13 protein-coding genes are annotated in these 16,112 nt (G+C 70.3%); 5 read left to right on the plus strand and 8 right to left on the minus strand.

Annotated features, from left to right (window positions below):
* Positions 1–334 precede the first annotated feature (334 nt).
* Positions 335–1,783 carry an alanine/glycine:cation symporter family protein gene (locus tag EIL87_RS09360; protein WP_125089821.1) on the minus strand — a complete coding sequence of 483 codons (1,449 nt, stop codon included), beginning with the start codon at positions 1,781–1,783 and terminating at the stop codon, positions 335–337.
* A gap of 183 nt (positions 1,784–1,966) precedes the next feature.
* Positions 1,967–4,819 carry an excinuclease ABC subunit UvrA gene (gene uvrA, locus EIL87_RS09365; protein ID WP_125089822.1) on the minus strand — a complete coding sequence of 951 codons (2,853 nt, stop codon included), beginning with the start codon at positions 4,817–4,819 and terminating at the stop codon, positions 1,967–1,969.
* Between the two features lie 357 nt (positions 4,820–5,176).
* Here uvrA and EIL87_RS09370 point away from each other — a divergent pair, with 357 nt between their 5' ends.
* The 3 genes from EIL87_RS09370 (at position 5,177) to ligD (ending at position 8,013) form a co-directional block, all read left to right on the plus strand.
* A complete protein-coding gene (locus EIL87_RS09370) occupies positions 5,177–5,938 on the plus strand; it encodes a maleylpyruvate isomerase N-terminal domain-containing protein (RefSeq protein WP_125089823.1) in 762 nt (253 codons plus the stop codon).
* A gap of 27 nt (positions 5,939–5,965) precedes the next feature.
* Positions 5,966–6,643 (plus strand): MBL fold metallo-hydrolase, encoded by a 678-nt coding sequence (locus EIL87_RS09375; RefSeq protein ID WP_125089824.1) that lies wholly within the window; start codon positions 5,966–5,968, stop codon positions 6,641–6,643.
* A gap of 371 nt (positions 6,644–7,014) precedes the next feature.
* Complete coding sequence (ligD, locus tag EIL87_RS09380; RefSeq protein ID WP_125089825.1) at positions 7,015–8,013, plus strand: non-homologous end-joining DNA ligase; 999 nt, start codon at positions 7,015–7,017, stop codon at positions 8,011–8,013.
* 139 nt (positions 8,014–8,152) lie between these two features.
* Here ligD and EIL87_RS09385 read toward each other — a convergent pair whose 3' ends face one another.
* Entirely contained in the window at positions 8,153–8,365 is a 213-nt protein-coding gene (locus tag EIL87_RS09385; protein WP_233576132.1) for a zinc finger protein, read from the minus strand.
* A 265-nt stretch (positions 8,366–8,630) separates the two neighbouring features.
* On the opposite strand from EIL87_RS09385, the gene EIL87_RS09390 reads away from it, so the two are divergent.
* On the plus strand, positions 8,631–9,488 hold the full coding sequence (locus tag EIL87_RS09390; RefSeq protein ID WP_125089827.1) for a helix-turn-helix domain-containing protein: 858 nt from the start codon (positions 8,631–8,633) through the stop codon (positions 9,486–9,488).
* 2 nt (positions 9,489–9,490) lie between these two features.
* Complete coding sequence (locus EIL87_RS09395; RefSeq protein WP_125090006.1) at positions 9,491–9,685, plus strand: DUF397 domain-containing protein; 195 nt, start codon at positions 9,491–9,493, stop codon at positions 9,683–9,685.
* A 57-nt stretch (positions 9,686–9,742) separates the two neighbouring features.
* Here EIL87_RS09395 and bla read toward each other — a convergent pair whose 3' ends face one another.
* The 5 genes from bla to dnaK all read right to left on the minus strand — a co-directional run bounded on the left by bla (position 9,743) and on the right by dnaK (position 16,053).
* Entirely contained in the window at positions 9,743–10,624 is an 882-nt protein-coding gene (bla, locus tag EIL87_RS09400; protein WP_407690531.1) for a class A beta-lactamase, read from the minus strand.
* 214 nt (positions 10,625–10,838) lie between these two features.
* Positions 10,839–11,729 carry a serine hydrolase gene (locus EIL87_RS09405; protein ID WP_125089829.1) on the minus strand — a complete coding sequence of 297 codons (891 nt, stop codon included), beginning with the start codon at positions 11,727–11,729 and terminating at the stop codon, positions 10,839–10,841.
* Positions 11,726–12,592, minus strand: coding sequence for a LysR family transcriptional regulator (locus EIL87_RS09410; protein WP_125089830.1), 867 nt, complete (start codon positions 12,590–12,592; stop codon positions 11,726–11,728). Before EIL87_RS09410 ends, EIL87_RS09405 begins: the two co-directional genes overlap by 4 nt.
* Before the next feature lie 64 nt (positions 12,593–12,656).
* A complete protein-coding gene (locus EIL87_RS09415; protein WP_125089831.1) occupies positions 12,657–13,811 on the minus strand; it encodes a L,D-transpeptidase in 1,155 nt (384 codons plus the stop codon).
* Between the two features lie 382 nt (positions 13,812–14,193).
* Positions 14,194–16,053 (minus strand): molecular chaperone DnaK, encoded by a 1,860-nt coding sequence (dnaK, locus tag EIL87_RS09420; protein ID WP_125089832.1) that lies wholly within the window; start codon positions 16,051–16,053, stop codon positions 14,194–14,196.
* Positions 16,054–16,112: the final 59 nt, after the last annotated feature.

Below are 16,112 nucleotides of genomic sequence, written 5' to 3' on the forward strand. Positions count from 1 at the left end.
GCATTTCGACCGGGAACCTTCACCGTCACATGTCGCGCGAGGTGGGAGGGGGACCCGCAGGGTCGAACTTCGCGGAACGCCATCGCCGCCGGGAGGACACCAGAACTCTCCGCCCGCTCGTGGCGCGCACCGGAGGACGGCGTCCCGGCGTGCTCGCCGTGGACGTCACCCGTGCGAGGGAGGGCGGCGGTGTCGGCTGAGCCCGGAGCTTCGAACCTCGCGCGAAGTTCGAGGGGGCTTCGGGCGTCGAACTTCGCGCGAGTTCGAGGGCTCCCGCGCGCGGCGGGGCTCGGAACAGCGGCTCAGCCGCGCGGAGCGACTCCTCGAGAAGGACTCAGGCGTCGGCCTTGGTGGTTTCGCGGGGCGGCCAGCACTGGATGCCGGTGAGCTCCGGGAGGCGGTCTCGGGTGAAGACCGGGTCGAGCCCCTGGCGGCGCTGGTCGTCGTAGTCGCGCAACAGCTTGAGCGCGACGGCGCCCAGCGGTGCGATCGCGGCGAGGTTGACCAGCGCCATCACACCCATCGTGGTGTCGGCGAGGTTCCAGACCAGGTCCGAGGAACCGACGGAACCCAGGAACACCACGACGAGCACGCCCCACTTGTAGCCGGTCAGCACCGCCGGGTTCCCGGTCAGGAAGCCGACGTTGGACTCGCCGTAGTAGTAGTTGCCCAGCACCGAGGTGAACGCCACCAGCAGGATGACCAGCGTCATCAGGTGCAGCGACCACTCGCCGAGGTTGGCCTGCATCGCCTCCTGGGTCATCGAGGCGCCGCGGTCGCTGTCACCGTAAGTGGGGTTCGACAGCAGCACGATGAACGCGGTCGTCGAGCACACCAGCAACGTGTCGACGTAGACGCCGAGCGTCTGCACCAAGCCCTGCTTGACCGGGTGGCTGACCGAGGCGGTCGCGCCCGCGTTCGGCGCCGAGCCCAGGCCCGCCTCGTTGGAGAACATGCCGCGGCGGACGCCCTGCACGATCGCCGCGCCGATGCCACCACCCGCGATCGCCTCGAAACCGAAGGCGTGCGCGAAGATCTGGCTGATCACGCCGGGCAGCGCGTCGACGTTGAGCACCACGACGACCAGGCCGAGCAGCATGTAGAGGCCGGCCATGAACGGGACGAGCAGTTCCGCGACCTGCGCGATGCGGCGCACACCGCCGAAGATGATCAGCGCGGTCAGCCCGACCAGCGCCAGCCCGAGGACCGGCTGCACCCAGCCGTTCGAGCTCATCCCGGTGGCCTCGGCCGAGGTGACGATCGCGTCGACGATCGTGTTGGCCTGGACCGCGCTGAACACCAAGCCGAACGTCACCGTGATCACCACGGCGAACAGCACGCCCATCCAGCGCGCCCGCAGGCCGTGCAGCATGTAGTAGGCCGGGCCGCCGCGGTACCCCGCCGTGTCCCGCACCTTGTACAGCTGCGCCAAGGTCGACTCCACGAAGCTGGCCGCTCCCACGACCAGGCCCATCGTCCACATCCAGAACACCGCCCCGGGTCCGCCGAGGGCGATGGCGGTGGCCACACCGGCGATGTTGCCGGTGCCGATGCGGGCGGCGGCGGAGATCGCGAACGCCTGGAAGGACGAGATGGCCTTGCCGCCGTCCTCGGCGGTCTCGGCCTTGCCGCCCATCGCGCGGACCATCTCCGGGATCATCCGGACCTGCACGGCCCTCGACCGGACCGTGAAGTAGAGGCTCAGCGCCGCGAGCACCGGAATGATGAGGTACAGCCAGAACGTGTCGTTCAACGCGACGATCGCGTCGTTGAGCGCTTCCACGGGTACTTCCCCTCCGCTTGTGGCGCGGGACATGTCGCGTCAGCAGGCGTCGGGATGCGGCGCCCGGCGACCTTCACCGCTGCGTTTCCCAGTGCGGGCCGTCAGGTGGTGACGACCCGCACATCGGCGGAAAGGCTACAAACGATCAGGTGCGGAACTCCAGGCGGGTGTCCGGAAACCGCCTCAGCCCAGGACTTCGGCGAGGAAGCGACCGGTGTGGCTGTCCTCGACCTCGGCGAGGTCCTCGGGCATGCCCTCGGCCACCAGCAGGCCACCGCCGTTGCCGCCCTCGGGTCCCATGTCGACGATCCAGTCGGCGGTCTTGATGACGTCGAGGTTGTGCTCGATGACGATCACCGTGTTGCCCTTGTCGACCAGGCCGTTGATCACGCCGAGCAGCTTGCGGATGTCCTCGAAGTGCAGGCCCGTGGTCGGCTCGTCGAGGATGTAGACGGTGCTGCCGGTGGAGCGCTTCTGCAGCTCGCTGGCCAGCTTGACGCGCTGCGCCTCGCCACCCGACAGCGTCGGGGCCGGCTGGCCCAGCCGCACGTACCCCAGGCCGACGTCCACCAGCGTCTTGAGGTGCCGGTGGATGGCGTTGATCGGGGCGAAGAACTCCGCGGCCTCCTCGATCGGCATGTCGAGGACCTCGGAGATCGTCTTGCCCTTGTAGTGCACCTCGAGGGTTTCCCGGTTGTACCGGGCGCCCTTGCACACCTCGCAGGGGACGTAGACGTCGGGCAGGAAGTTCATCTCGATCTTCAGAGTGCCGTCGCCCGCGCACGCCTCGCACCGGCCGCCCTTGATGTTGAACGAGAACCGGCCCGGCTGGTAGCCGCGCACCTTGGCCTCGGTGGTCGCGGCGAAGAGCTTGCGGATGTGGTCGAACACGCCGGTGTAGGTCGCCGGGTTGGACCGCGGCGTGCGGCCGATCGGCGACTGGTCGACCTGCACCAGCTTGTCGACGTGCTCCAGGCCCTTGACCCGCGTGTGGCGGCCGGGCACCTGCCGCGCGCCGTTGAGCTTGTTGGCCAGCACCGAGGCCAGGATGTCGTTGACCAGCGTCGACTTGCCCGACCCGGAGACGCCGGTGACGACGGTGAGCAGGCCCAGCGGGAACGACACGTCGATCTTGCGCAGGTTGTGCTCGCGCGCGCCGACGACGGTCAGCTGCCGCTTGCGGTCCGGCACCCGGCGCTCGGTCGGCACCGGGATCGACTTCCGCCGCGCCAGGTAAGCACCGGTCAGCGACTTGTCGTTGTCGAGCAGCTCCTTGTACGGACCGCTGTGCACGACCTCACCGCCGTGCTCGCCCGCGCCGGGGCCGATGTCGACGACCCAGTCGGCGGTGCGCACGGTGTCCTCGTCGTGCTCGACGACGATCAGCGTGTTGCCCAGGTCGCGCAGCCGGCTCAGCGTCTCCAGCAGCCGGTGGTTGTCGCGCTGGTGCAGCCCGATCGAGGGCTCGTCGAGGACGTAGAGCACACCGACCAGCCCCGACCCGATCTGCGTGGCCAGCCGGATGCGCTGCGCCTCACCACCGGAGAGGGTGCCCGCACCGCGGTCCAGCGACAGGTAGTCCAGGCCCACGTCGAGCAGGAAGCCCAGCCGCGCCTGGATCTCCTTGAGCACCGCACCGGCGATCATCTGCTCGCGCGGCCCCAGGACCAGGCCGTTGAGGAAGTCGGCGCACTCCTGCACGCTCAGCGCGCTGACCTCGGCGATCGAGAGCTCGTCCTGCTCGTCGGCCATGGTCACGGCCAGGATCTCGGGTTTGAGCCGGGTGCCGTCGCAGGCCGGGCACGGCACGTCGCGCATGTAGCCCTCGTACTTCTCGCGCGCGTAGTCCGACTCGGTCTGCTCCAGGCGCCGCTCCAGGAACGGGATGACGCCCTCGTAGCTGGCGTAGTAGGAGCGGGTGCGGCCGTAGCGGTTGCGGTAGCGCACGTGCACCTGGTCGTCGGTGCCGTGCAGCACGGCCTTCTTGACCTTGGTGGGCAGCTGCCGCCACGGGGTGTCCATCCGGAACCCGATGGCCTCCGACAGCGACTTGAGCAGCCGGGTGAAGTACTCGGCGGTGTGGCCACCCGCCCACGGCGCGATGGCGCCCTCGCCGAGCGAGAGGTCCTCGTCGGGCACGACCAGCTCCGGGTCGACCTCCTTGCGGATGCCCAGGCCGGCGCACTCCGGGCAGGCGCCGTAGGGCGAGTTGAAGGAGAAGGAGCGGGGTTCGAGCTCGTCGACGCCCAGGGCGTGCCCGTTCGGGCAGGCGAGGTTCTCGGAGAACTTCCGCTCGCGGCCCGGGTCGGACTCGTCGAGGTCGACGAACTCGATCAGCACCAGGCCGTCGGCCAGCCGCAGCGCCGTCTCCACGGAGTCGGTGAGCCGCTGCTTGGCGCTGGACTTGACGGTGAGCCGGTCGATGACGACCGCGATGTCGTGCTTCTCCTGCTTCTTGAGCTTCGGCGGCTGGTCGAGCGGGTGCACGGCACCGTCGACGCGGACACGCGCGTAGCCGGAGGAGCGCAGCTGCTCGAAGAGGTCGACGTACTCGCCCTTGCGACCGCGCACCACCGGTGCCAGGACCTGGAACTTCGCCCGCTCGGGCATCTCCAGCACCTGGTCGACGATCTGCTGCGGGGTCTGCTTGCTGATCGCCTCGCCGCAGGTCGGGCAGTGCGGTTTGCCCGCTCGGGCGTAGAGCAGCCGCAGGTAGTCGTACACCTCGGTAATGGTGCCCACCGTGGACCGCGGGTTGCGGCTGGTCGACTTCTGGTCGATCGACACCGCTGGCGACAGGCCCTCGATGAAGTCCACGTCGGGCTTGTCCATCTGGCCGAGGAACTGCCGGGCGTAAGCGGAGAGCGACTCCACGTAGCGGCGCTGCCCCTCCGCGAAGATGGTGTCGAAGGCCAGGCTCGACTTGCCCGAGCCGGAGAGCCCCGTGAACACGATGAGGCTGTCCCGGGGCAGGTCGATGTCGATCCCGCGCAGGTTGTGCTCACGGGCGCCGCGAACGACGAGGCGGTCAGCCACGGTGATCCCTTCGGAGGAAGTTCTGGTGTTGCGCGAACGCGCGCCGGCTCCGAGCGGCCGCTGGCTCGAGGCAGCAGGGCTCGATGCAGCAGGGCCGTCGACACGGCGCCGGGTCGCGACGTTGCGACATCCATGCTATTCGGGGCCACCGACAGTCTCGGATCGACGGCGTCACGAGCCGGGCACGCGGCTCAGCTTCACCCCAACGTGTGAGATGTGGCGCGATCGAGCGCTGGCTGCCCCCTCACGACGATACGCATGTCCCCCGGATTGGGCACTGTCCCCAGCGTGGCCAGCGCGTTTACGCTCGGAACTTCACATTCAGCGAACTTCTCCTCTCCCACGCGAGGTAGAACCATGGCTGACATCGTTCTCGGCACGGGCCGGTGGTCCGAAGCCGCCCTGACCGACGAGGTCGCCGACCACCTGGCTCGGATCGACCACGTGACCGAAGCCCTGGTGCACTCCGTGACCAGCCTCGACGAGCTCTCCGTGCGGCAACCCAGCCTGCTGCCCGGCTGGAGCCGCGCCCACGTGATCACCCACCTCGCGCGCAACGCCGACGCCTGCTCCAACCTGCTGCTGTGGGCGAGGACCGGCATCGAGCACCCGATGTACGCCAGCCGGGACGACCGCGACCAGGCCATCCACAAGGGCGCCTCCCGCAGCCACCGGCTGCTGCTGGAGGACCTGGTCGCCTCCAGCGACCGGTTCTCCGTGGCGGCGAGGGCGATGCCCACCGAGGACTGGACCGCCGAGGTCTCGCTCTCCGGCGGCGACGACATCCCCGCCCTGCACGTGCTGCGGCTGCGGCTGCTGGAGGCGTGGGTGCACCTGGTGGACCTCGACCACGACGTGGACTTCCCGGACATCCCGTCGGGCGATGCCGAGCTCCTGCTGGAGGACGTCACCCAGCAGCTCGGCGGCCGCCACGACGTCCCCGCGGTGTCGGTGGAGGTCGACTTCGGCACCCACCACCGCACCTGGGACCTCCGCGGGACGACCTCCGAGCCCGCCAAGGTCACCGGCGAACCGGGCCCGGTCCTGGGCTGGCTGCTCGGCCGCACCGGGCCGGAGGAGCTCAGCGGCGACGCACCGGAGCTCCCACCCTGGATGTAGATCGGGACTCCTCGTAGGCTCACCGCCGTGGAGCTTCAAGCTGAGTACACCGGACACGTGGAGCCCGGCGGCGCGGCGGCGCGCCGGGAACTGGACGCGCTGACCATCACCAAGATCTCGGTCGGCCCGATGGACAACAACGCCTACCTGCTGGTGTGCAAGAGCACCGGGGACGCGTTGCTGGTGGACGCGGCCAACGACCCCGAACGGCTGAGCGACCTGCTCGGCCACGACGAGCGGCGGCCCCGGCTGCGCACCATCGTCACCACCCACCAGCACGCCGACCACTGGCAGGCCCTGGGCGCCGTGGCCGGTGCGACCGGCTGCTTCACGGTGGCGCACCCGGCCGACGCCGAGCAGCTGCCGGTGCCGCCGGACCGCCTGGTCGAGCACGGCGACACCATCGCGGTCGGCGACTCCGAGCTGTCGGTGATCCACCTGCGCGGGCACACCCCGGGCTCGATCGCCCTGGTCTACCGGGACCCGGCGGGCCACCCGCACCTGTTCACCGGCGACTCGCTGTTCCCGGGCGGTGTGGGGCGCACGACCTCCCCGGAGGACTTCCGGTCGCTGATCGACGACGTGGAGAACCGGGTCTTCACCGAGCTGCCGGACGACACCTGGTTCTACCCGGGCCACGGTGACGACTCGACGCTCGGTGCCGAGCGCCCCCAGCTCCCGGAATGGCGCGAACGCGGCTGGTGACCTGAGCGGCTCAAGGCCTGGGCGGCTCCGTGGACTCCGTGCACCGCTCCTGACGTTGCACCGTGCCGGTGCACGGCCCCACCGCGTTCGCACGACGACGCCGCTCAAGCCCCACGACCCAGCCGGCGGAGCCCCTTTCGAATGTCGCGCGCGGACCTGGAGCAGTGGCTCGGCCCGCGCTCTGCGGGCCTCCAGGCTCAAGTGACTCCGGTGGGCGGGGCCCCGCGGGAGCGCGGGGCGGTGGTCGTCCGTTCGGGCGGGGGCTGACGGCCGCTGGACTTCCGCGGGCTGAGGCTCGTGGTGACGTGGCTGCGGTCGTCCGTGCTGCCGCCTACGCTGGCGGTCCTGGGAGACGAGCACCGGAGGTCGTCGTGGGCGAGACCGTGACGCTGGACGTCGGGGGCACTGAGGTGTCCGTGTCGCACCCGGACAAGGTGTTCTTCAAGACGCGCGGTGAGACCAAGCTCGACCTCGTCAACTACTACCGCGCGGTGGCCGAACCGCTGCTGAACACCTTGGGCGGCCGCCCGCTGCTGATGGAACGCTACCCCGACGGTGCGGGCGGCAAGTCGTGGTTCCAGAAGCGGGTCCCCGCGTCGGCACCGGAGTGGCTGCAGACGACCGTGGTCGAGACGCCCAACGGGACCACCAGCGACGCCCTCGTCGCGGCCGACCTCGCGCACATCGTCTGGGCGGTCAACATGGGTTGCCTGGGCTTCCACGTGTGGCCGTACCAGGCCGGGCACCCGGACCGGATCGAGGAGCTGCGCATCGACCTCGACCCCTCCCCCGGCGTCGGCTACGCCGAGATCTGCGAAGCCGCCGTGCTCACCCGCGACTTCCTCACCGAGGACGGCATCGACGTGCGGCTGAAGACCTCCGGCTCGCGCGGCCTGCACCTCTACGTCTCGCTGCTCCCGCAGTGGGACAGCTACCGGGTCCGGGCCGCCGCCGTGGCCCTGGCCCGCGAGCTCGAACGCCGGCACCCCGACCTGATCACCGCGAAGTGGTGGAAGGAAGAGCGCGGCCGCCGCGTGTTCGTCGACTTCAACCAGAACGCTCCGCACAAGACGGTTTTCGGTGCCTGGTGCGTGAGACCGAAGGTCGGCGGCCAAGTCTCGACGCCGATCGCCTGGGACGACCTGGACGAGGTCGAACCGGAGGAACTGACCATCGCCACGGTCCCCGGCAGGCTCGCCGAGAGCGGCGACCCGTGGGCCGACGCCCGTCCGCAGTCGATCGAGCCGCTGCTCGACCGCTACGACCGCGACATGGCCGCCGGCTTGCAGGACGCCCCGTGGCCACCCGTCTACCCGAAGCAGCCGAACGAGCCACCCCGAGTCGCCCCCAGCAGAGCCAAGCGCGGCTGAAGGTGTTGCGGGAGAGCGCCGCGCTCGGCGCTGACGGTAGCTCGCCGCTCCTCGAGCCCGCCACGGCATCACGGCGCACTCGCCACGAAGCCATTCGAGATGTGCAGTGACGCGAGCAGAGCCACCTGTCGATCAGGCCCTAGACCGAGAGGCGCGGGGCCCCCTGGACCGCTTCGGCGACGCGTCTGGCTTCGGCGTTGCAGTCGTCGCACGTCGTCCACAGCCAGGCTTCCCGGGTGGCGTCGGCCACGACCTCCTGGCTGCACAACGTGTTGACGACCATCCCGCTCGGGTAGGCGTTGCCCCACGGCCGCTTGTCCAAGCTCGCGTGGCGCCGCCCGTTCGCAGGCACCCAGTGAAACGGATACATCGTTCCCCCTCTGCCGTCTCCGCACCGTTGAGCACGCAGCGCGGAACGAGGACCGCACCGAAGCCCCTCCCGGCCCCGCTGCGGTCCCGATCACACCGGGACCAATGCTCGTGGTCTCGAGACCACTGCGGCAATTCCCTGATCGGATGACGCCGTTCAGCGGGCAGGCCGAACGCGCCTGCGTTGGTCCGCTCGCAGTCCGACCCACCGTGCGGTGCGGCGTCGCGCCTGAAATAAGCTGCGGTGCATGAGCGAGACCACGCCGGCGCCGCGGGCATACGTTCTCGGTGCGGAAATCCGGGACGCGCGGTCGCGTTCCGGTCTCGGGCTGCGGCAGTTGGCAGGGCGCCTCGACGTGTCGCACTCCGTCGTCGTCCGCTGGGAACGCGGCGAACGGGTGCCCTCGACGGAATCGGTGTCCGCCGTGTGCGCGGTGCTGGGCCTGTCCAGCCCGGCGCGCGATCGGCTGCTGCGGCTCACCCGTGAGGCGCAGGCGGAACCGCCCAACTCGGTGTCGGTCGGCTCAGTCGGTGAGGCCGATCAGCTCACCGCGCTGCTGGAGTTCGAGCGGATCGCCACGGCGATCACCGACGTCTCCCCCATCCTCGTCCCTGGTCTGCTGCAGACCACCGACTACGCCCGGGCGATCATGGGCACCGGGATCCCGGAGCACGAGGTCTCCACGCGCGTGGCGGTCCGGCTCGGCCGGCGCGAGGTGATCACCCGGCGCGACGAGCCGGTGCGGTACACGGCGTTCCTGCTGGAATCCGTTCTGCACCAGCCGATCGGCGGTCGCGCCGTGCTCATCGACCAGCTGCGGCACGTCCGGGACATGAGCGACCGCGAGAACATCGACATCCGGATCATCCCGCTGTCGGCGGGGTGGACTTCCGCGCACGCCGGGCCCTTCGTGCTCCTCGAGTTCGCCAAGGCGTCCCCCGTCGTGCACCTCGAACACCACCGGTCCAGCGCGTTCCTGCGCGATCCCGGCGACGTGACGGCCTTCGTCAAAGCCGGGAAGGACCTGGGGCAATTCGCGATGAGCAGCGACGACTCGGTCCGCCTCGTCGACGAGCTCATCCACCGAGAGGAGACAACACCGTGACGTTGCTGCAGTCGCCGGTCGGTTGGCGCAAGTCCAGCCGGAGCAGTCAGGAGACCAACTGCGTCGAGGTCGGGCGCGTCTTCGGTGGCGCCGCCGTGCGCGACACCAAGGACCGCGCCGGGGGCTTGTTGACGGCCAACGCGGCGCAGTGGCGCTACTTCGTCAGAGCGATCAAAACAGGTCGTTTCGACAGATGATCCTGGCGCTGCGAGCACGGACCGGGAGCGGGACGTTCCCGGTCCGTGCTCGGCGGATCACGCGATCCTGCTGACCACCAGGCGGGTCGCGTCGGCCAGCAACGCGTTGTTCGCGGTGTCGTCCTCCCGGGGACGGCTGGTGAGCAGCGAGAGCACGATCGGCGTACCGGTCTCGGTCCAGGTGACGGCGATGTCGTTGGCCACCCCGTAGGCGCTGCCGCCGCCGGTCTTGTCGGCCGTGCGCCAGCCGCGCGGCACTCCGGCGCGGATCCGGGCGTCGCCGGTGGTGTTGCCGAGCATCCACGCGGTCAGCCGATCGCGCTCGGCCGCGCCGAGCGCGTCGCCGAGCAGGAGCCGCTGCAGCCCGTCGGCCAGCGCCCTGGGGCTGGACGTGTCCCGCTCGTCGCCGGGGATGGCGGTGTTGAGCTCGACCTCCCAGCGGTCCAGGCGGGTCGCCGGATCGCCGATGCTGCGGGCGAACTCCGTGATGGCCTGCGGGCCACCGAGTTCGCGCAGCAGCAGGTTGGCCGCGGTGTTGTCGGAGTGCTGCAGGGCCGCCGCGCAGAGCTCGCCGACGGTCATGCCGGTGCCCACCCGCCCCTCGGTGATCGGCGAGTACTCGACGAGCTGGCCGGCGTCGTAGCGGATGACGCGCTCGAAGTAGCCGCCGGCCAGGCCGTGGGCGCGGAGCAGCGCGGCCGAGGCGTAGACCTTGAACGTCGAGCACAGCGCCACGCGCTCGTCGGCGCGGTGGCTGAGCGTGCGGCCGGTGGCGGTGTTGCGCGCGAACAGCCCCAGGCGCGCGTCGTAGCGCCGTTCGAGCTCGACCAGCTCCGGGTCCGGTCCCAGCGCCGGGGCGGGCGCGGCCGCCTGGGTCCGGGGTGCGCAGGCGGCCACCGGCGCGGCCAGCAGCGCCGCCAGGACGGCCCGCCGCCCCACGCGGGATGCGTTGTGCTGCAACTGAATTCCTCTCGTCGATGCGGTGCCCCCAATCAAGCACCCGCCAGCCGAGAGCGCCAATAAGAACCCGCGGACGTCGCGATAGCGCTTCGCTATCCCCGCACGTGGGGGCCACCTGGAGCGCCGGAGAAGTGCCGGAGAACAAGTTTGCGAACACGGTTCCAGCCCGCTGGAACCAGCGTGCGCGCTGTGGCTACAGGCGGCCGGAGCGGAGGTCGGTGACCGCGATCCGCGCGCACTCGGCGATGGCCGCGTCCACCCGGGGGAGAGACGGGTCGGCTCGAGCGGCGAGCGTGAACACCGCGACGGCGACCGGCGATTCGCCGTCGAACTCCACGACGGAGACCTCGTTGCGGACCGCGCCGATCGTGCCGGTCTTGCCGGAGACGCGCACCCCCTGGAACGGGAACCCGGCGCGGACCCGGTGCATCCACGCCTGCTGTCCGAGCAACCTGCGGACGAAGGCGCACTGCTGCGGCGAGGCGACCTCATCCGCCCAGATCAGCTCCAGCAGCCGGGTCATCTCCCTGGGTGTGGTGGCGCTGGCGTAGGACGGGTCGTAGGCGCGCACCGTGCGGGCCTCGTCGTTGTCGGCGAGCAGCGCGAAGGCCTCCGCGGCGCTGGTCGTGCCCATCTCGCGGGCGAGCGCGGCGTGCGCGTCGGCGGTGCCCCCGACCACCCGGGTCCGATCCAGCCCCAGGTCGGCGAGGGTGTCGGCCACGGCTTCCAGACCGATCGCGCCCAGGAGGACGTCGGCGGCGGCGTTGTCGGACACGGAGACCATCGATGCCCCGAGATCGCGCCAGGACATCCGCACCGGGTCCTGGAAGATCGAGACGCCGGTCGGGCCGGGTGTGCAGGAGGTCGGGTCGAGGCGGATCGTCTCGCGCGGGTCGAGCACGCCCGCGTCGAACGCGCGCGCCAGGGCGACCAGCAGCGGCAACTTGTAGACCGAGGCGGTCACCACCAGTTCGTCGGCGCCGATGCCGAGCTCGTGCTCCCCGGCGCCGAGCCGGACCGCGTGCACCCACCCCTGCGCGCCGGCGTCCGCGAGCACCGCCCGGATGCGCCGCTCGACGCTCACCGCTGCTCCCGCAGCGCGGTCTCGAGCGCTGCGCAGACCTCCGGTTGCGGGGAGGGATCGGGCCAGACGACCCGGACCCGCAGCGCCAGCGCGTCTTCGGCGTCGACGACCGCGACCCCCGGTGCGCGGACCTCGGGGTCGGTGCTGAGCGCGAAGGCGCGGCCGGCGGCGACGGCGCTGAGCGCGTCGCGGTCGCCGGGTGCGGGGAGGAACTCGGGGTCGAGACCGCGTTCCCGCAACGTGTCCACCAGCAGGTCGAAGGCGGCGGTGCCGTGGGCGCGAGGTGCGGCGGCGCAGGCCAGGCCGCGCAGCGCGCGGACCGAAGGCTTCCTCGCCGCGGGGTGGTCGGCGGGCACCAGGAGCTTGCGCGGGACCTTGATCACCGGCGAGGTGCCGAGGTCGCCGAGCAGCGCCGGGTGGTGCACCACCGCGCAGTCCAGCCGCCCGCCGGACACGGCGTCGACGAGGTCGACGGTCGCGGCCGTGCTGACGATGACCGTGCGAGCTCCGGGGTCCGGCTGTCGGAGTGCGGCGACCAGGCCCGCGACCTGTCGGTCTCCCAGCGCGGGGAGGACACCGATGCGCACGGCCCCGCGGTTCTCCCGCTGCCTGCGGGCGGCTTCGGCGAACTCGTCGGCTCCGGCCAGCAACGTCCGGGCCCGGGGCAGCAGGTCGGCACCGGCGGTGGTCAACCGGACGCCGCGGGAACCCCGGGTCAGCAAGGTGACGCCGAGCCGGTTCTCCAGCCGCTGCACGCCTTGCGACAGGGGTGGCTGGGTCATGCCCAGCCGGTCGGCAGCGTGCCCGAAGTGCCCTTCCTCGGCGACCGCGACGAAGAACCGGAGATGGCGCAACAGGTCCACACCACCGATCCAAGCACAGGGCCCGGAGCGCGGTGCGCGCTCCGGGCCTCGTGCAGGTGCTCGGTCAGGGTGCGTGGTAGAGGGCGCTGCCCTTCACGTACTCCTCCCACGGGACCGTCCAGTCCCAGATGTCGCCGTCGGCCGGTGTCAGCGGTTTCTCCGAGCCGACGATCTCCACCGGGTCGCCGATCTGCGTGAACTCCAGGAACCACCGGCCGTCCGCGGCCGAGAGGTTGATGCAGCCGTGGGTCACGTTGCTGTTGCCCTGAGCTCCGGTGCTCGCCGTGTTGGTGTGCACGTACTCGCCGTTGTTGGAGATGCGGACGGCGTTGGGCAGCACCTCGTCGTAGGCGCCGGCGCTGCCGCGGGCCGGGCCGCCCCAGCTCCAGGAGGTCATCCGCACCGAGTCGTGGCGTTCGGTGGCGACGTGGATGCCGTACTGCGTCGGGTACGCGGGCCGGCCGTAGGAGGCGTCCATCTTCCGGATCTCCTGGCCGTCCTGGTAGACGGTGAAGGTGTGCTCGTTGACGTCGCCGACCGAGCGCTGGTCGCGGCCGATGGTGAAGCTCGACTCGAAGTTCTTGTCGCCCATCACCCCGTCCCCGGTGTCGACGCCGTAGAGGTTGGCGCGCACCTTCACCTGGGTGCCGGCCTTCCAGTACTCCTTGGGACGCCAGTTGACCTGGTCGTCGGAGTACCAGTTGAACGAGCCCTCGGTGGGCACGGACGTCTCGATCTGGAGGCGGCGTTCGACGGCCGCCCGGTCCTTGACCGGCTTGTCGAAGTAGATCGAGACGGGCATCGCGATGCCGACCGTGTCGCCGTCGCTGGGGCGGGTGCGCTCGACGTTGATGATGTCGGTCGGGGCCGCGGTGGTGAACGTCGAGTTCAGCGGCATCGACGGGCGGCCTTCCTGGTCGTGCGCCACGGCTTGCACGTGGTAGGTGGTGCCGAAGGCCAACGGCTCGTCAACGGTCCAGGTGCGTCCGCTGCGGTCGATCTCGCCGGGCACCGGGGCGCCGTTGGCGGTGACGTGGACCGAGGTCAGCACGCCGCGGTGCGCGGTGAGCACCAGCGGATCACTGGGCGCCAGCTGCGCCGTCCTGTCCGGGATCGAGGTCGTCACCGACGCCTCGGACGGGTCCGGTCCGCCGCACGCGGTCAACACGCACGCGACCAGGCTCGCGATCACCACTTGGCACGCAACAACCCCCCGCATACCGGCCTCCCCTAAAGCCCTGCGCCGTCTCGTTGGTAGTCAGTAACTGTCGGTGCGGTGAGCGGGGTTCTCAACACGATCAAGCGGTGTGAAGTGGAGGATCCACGAACGCTGCGGGTGCCGTGCTGACCATCGCGGTTCTCCAGCGGGGCGGAGACCGTCACATCGGGTGGATTGGCATGAGCGGCAGCCGGATACCAATTACGACCCGTTGACCGCAAGCGCGACACACCTTGATCAGGTCATCAGATCGGTGGACATCATGTCCGGTCGCCGAAACCGGTGGCACTCGGTCGGGGCACGCTGAGCCGAACCACCAGCGCACAGAGGTGCACCGCCCGCGGACCGGTCCCTCGGGCGGTGCCGTGCCGTGCTGCCGTGATCAGCGCTTGTCGTCGTCCTCGTCGACGATCTCGGCGTCGACGACCTCCTCTTCCTGTGAGCCGGACGTGGAGCTCGACCCGTCCGAAGCGCTCGCGCCCGGGGTCGCCTGGCCCGCACCCTGCTGGCCGTAGATCGCCTGGCCGACGGTCTGCGACTGGGCCGCGAGGTTCTCGGTCGCCGTGCGGATTCGGTCGACGTCGTCGCCCTTGAGGGCCTCGTTGACCTCGCTGATGGCTTCGTTCACCTGGTTCCGGGCGTCCTCGGGGATCTTGTCCGCGTTGTCGGTGAGGACCTTCTCGGTCTGGTAGACCATCGTCTCCGCCTGGTTGCGGGTCTCGGCCTCCTCGCGCCGCCTGCGGTCCTCATCCGCGTGGGCCTCGGCGTCGGAGACCATCCGCTCGATGTCCTCCTTCGGCAGCGCCGAGCCGCCGCTGATCTTGATGGACTGCTCCTTGCCGGTGCCGAGGTCCTTGGCGGAGACGTGCACGATGCCGTTGGCGTCGATGTCGAAGGTGACCTCGATCTGCGGGACGCCGCGCGGCGCCGGCGGCAGGCCGGTCAGCTCGAACGAGCCGAGCTTCTTGTTGTGCGCGGCCATCTCGCGCTCACCCTGGAAGACCTGGATCTGCACCGACGGCTGGTTGTCGTCGGCGGTGGTGAAGGTCTCCGAGCGCTTGGTCGGGATCGTGGTGTTGCGCTCGATCAGCTTCGTCATGATGCCGCCCTTGGTCTCGATGCCCAGGGACAACGGCGTGACGTCGAGCAGCAGGACGTCCTTGACCTCACCGCGCAGCACACCGGCCTGCAGCGAGGCACCCACGGCGACGACCTCGTCGGGGTTCACACCCTTGTTCGGCTCCTTGCCGTCGGTGAGCTCGCGGACCAGGTCGGTCACCGCCGGCATCCGCGTCGCACCGCCCACCAGCACCACGTGGTCGATGTCGCCGACCTTGACACCGGCGTCCTTGATCGCGTTGCTGAACGGCTTGCGGCAGCGCTCCAGCAGGTCCGAGGTGATCCGCTCGAACTCGGCCCGCGACAGCGTCTCGTCGAGGAACAGCGGGTTCCGGTCCGAGTCCACCGTGATGTAGGGCAGGTTGATGGTGGTTTGCGACGAGGACGACAGCTCGATCTTGGCCTTCTCCGCGGCTTCCTTGATCCGCTGCATCGCCATCGGGTCGCGGGTGAGGTCCACGCCCGCGGAAGACCGGAACTTCTCCACCAGCCACTCGACGATGCGCTCGTCCCAGTCGTCACCGCCCAGGTGCGTGTCACCGGAGGTCGCCTTCACCTCCACCAGGCCTTCGCCCACCTCCAGCAGCGAGACGTCGAAGGTGCCGCCACCGAGGTCGAAGACCAGGATGGTCTGCTCCTTCTCGCCCTTCTCCAGGCCGTAGGCCAGGGCCGCCGCGGTCGGCTCGTTGATGATGCGCAGCACGTTGAGCCCGGCGATCTGCCCGGCTTCCTTGGTGGTCTGCCGCTGCGCGTCGTCGAAGTAGGCGGGCACGGTGATGACCGCGTCGGTGACCTCTTCACCGAGGTAGGACTCGGCGTCGCGCTTGAGCTTCATCAGCACACGCGCGGAGATCTCCTGCGGCGTGTAGTCCTTGCCGTCGATGCCGACCTTCCAGTCGGTGCCCATGTGCCGCTTGACCGACCGGATGGTGCGGTCCACGTTGGTGACCGCCTGGTTCTTCGCGGGCTGACCGGTCAACAGCTCGCCGTTCTTCGCGAAGGCCACCACCGACGGAGTCGTGCGCGCACCCTCCGAGTTGGCGATGACGGTGGGCTCGCCGCCTTCCAAGACGGCGACCACGGAGTTGGTCGTGCCCAGATCGATCCCGACAGCGCGCCCCATGTGTGCACACCTCCCGGCCGCTACCTGCGGATTCTTGAGGCGGAACACCTCAAGTATGC

It is taken from the genome of Saccharopolyspora rhizosphaerae (assembly GCF_003931915.1).
GTDB lineage: Bacteria > Actinomycetota > Actinomycetes > Mycobacteriales > Pseudonocardiaceae > Saccharopolyspora > Saccharopolyspora rhizosphaerae.

What these genes read in the sequence shown, in the direction of transcription:
- EIL87_RS09370 (WP_125089823.1), top strand. Translation starts at nt 5,177, where the DNA reads ATGGCTGACATCGTTCTCGGCACGGGCCGGTGGTCCGAAGCCGCCCTG.
- dnaK (WP_125089832.1), bottom strand. Translation starts at nt 16,053, where the DNA reads ATGGGGCGCGCTGTCGGGATCGATCTGGGCACGACCAACTCCGTGGTC.
- EIL87_RS09390 (WP_125089827.1), top strand. Translation starts at nt 8,631, where the DNA reads ATGAGCGAGACCACGCCGGCGCCGCGGGCATACGTTCTCGGTGCGGAA.
- EIL87_RS09415 (WP_125089831.1), bottom strand. Translation starts at nt 13,811, where the DNA reads ATGCGGGGGGTTGTTGCGTGCCAAGTGGTGATCGCGAGCCTGGTCGCG.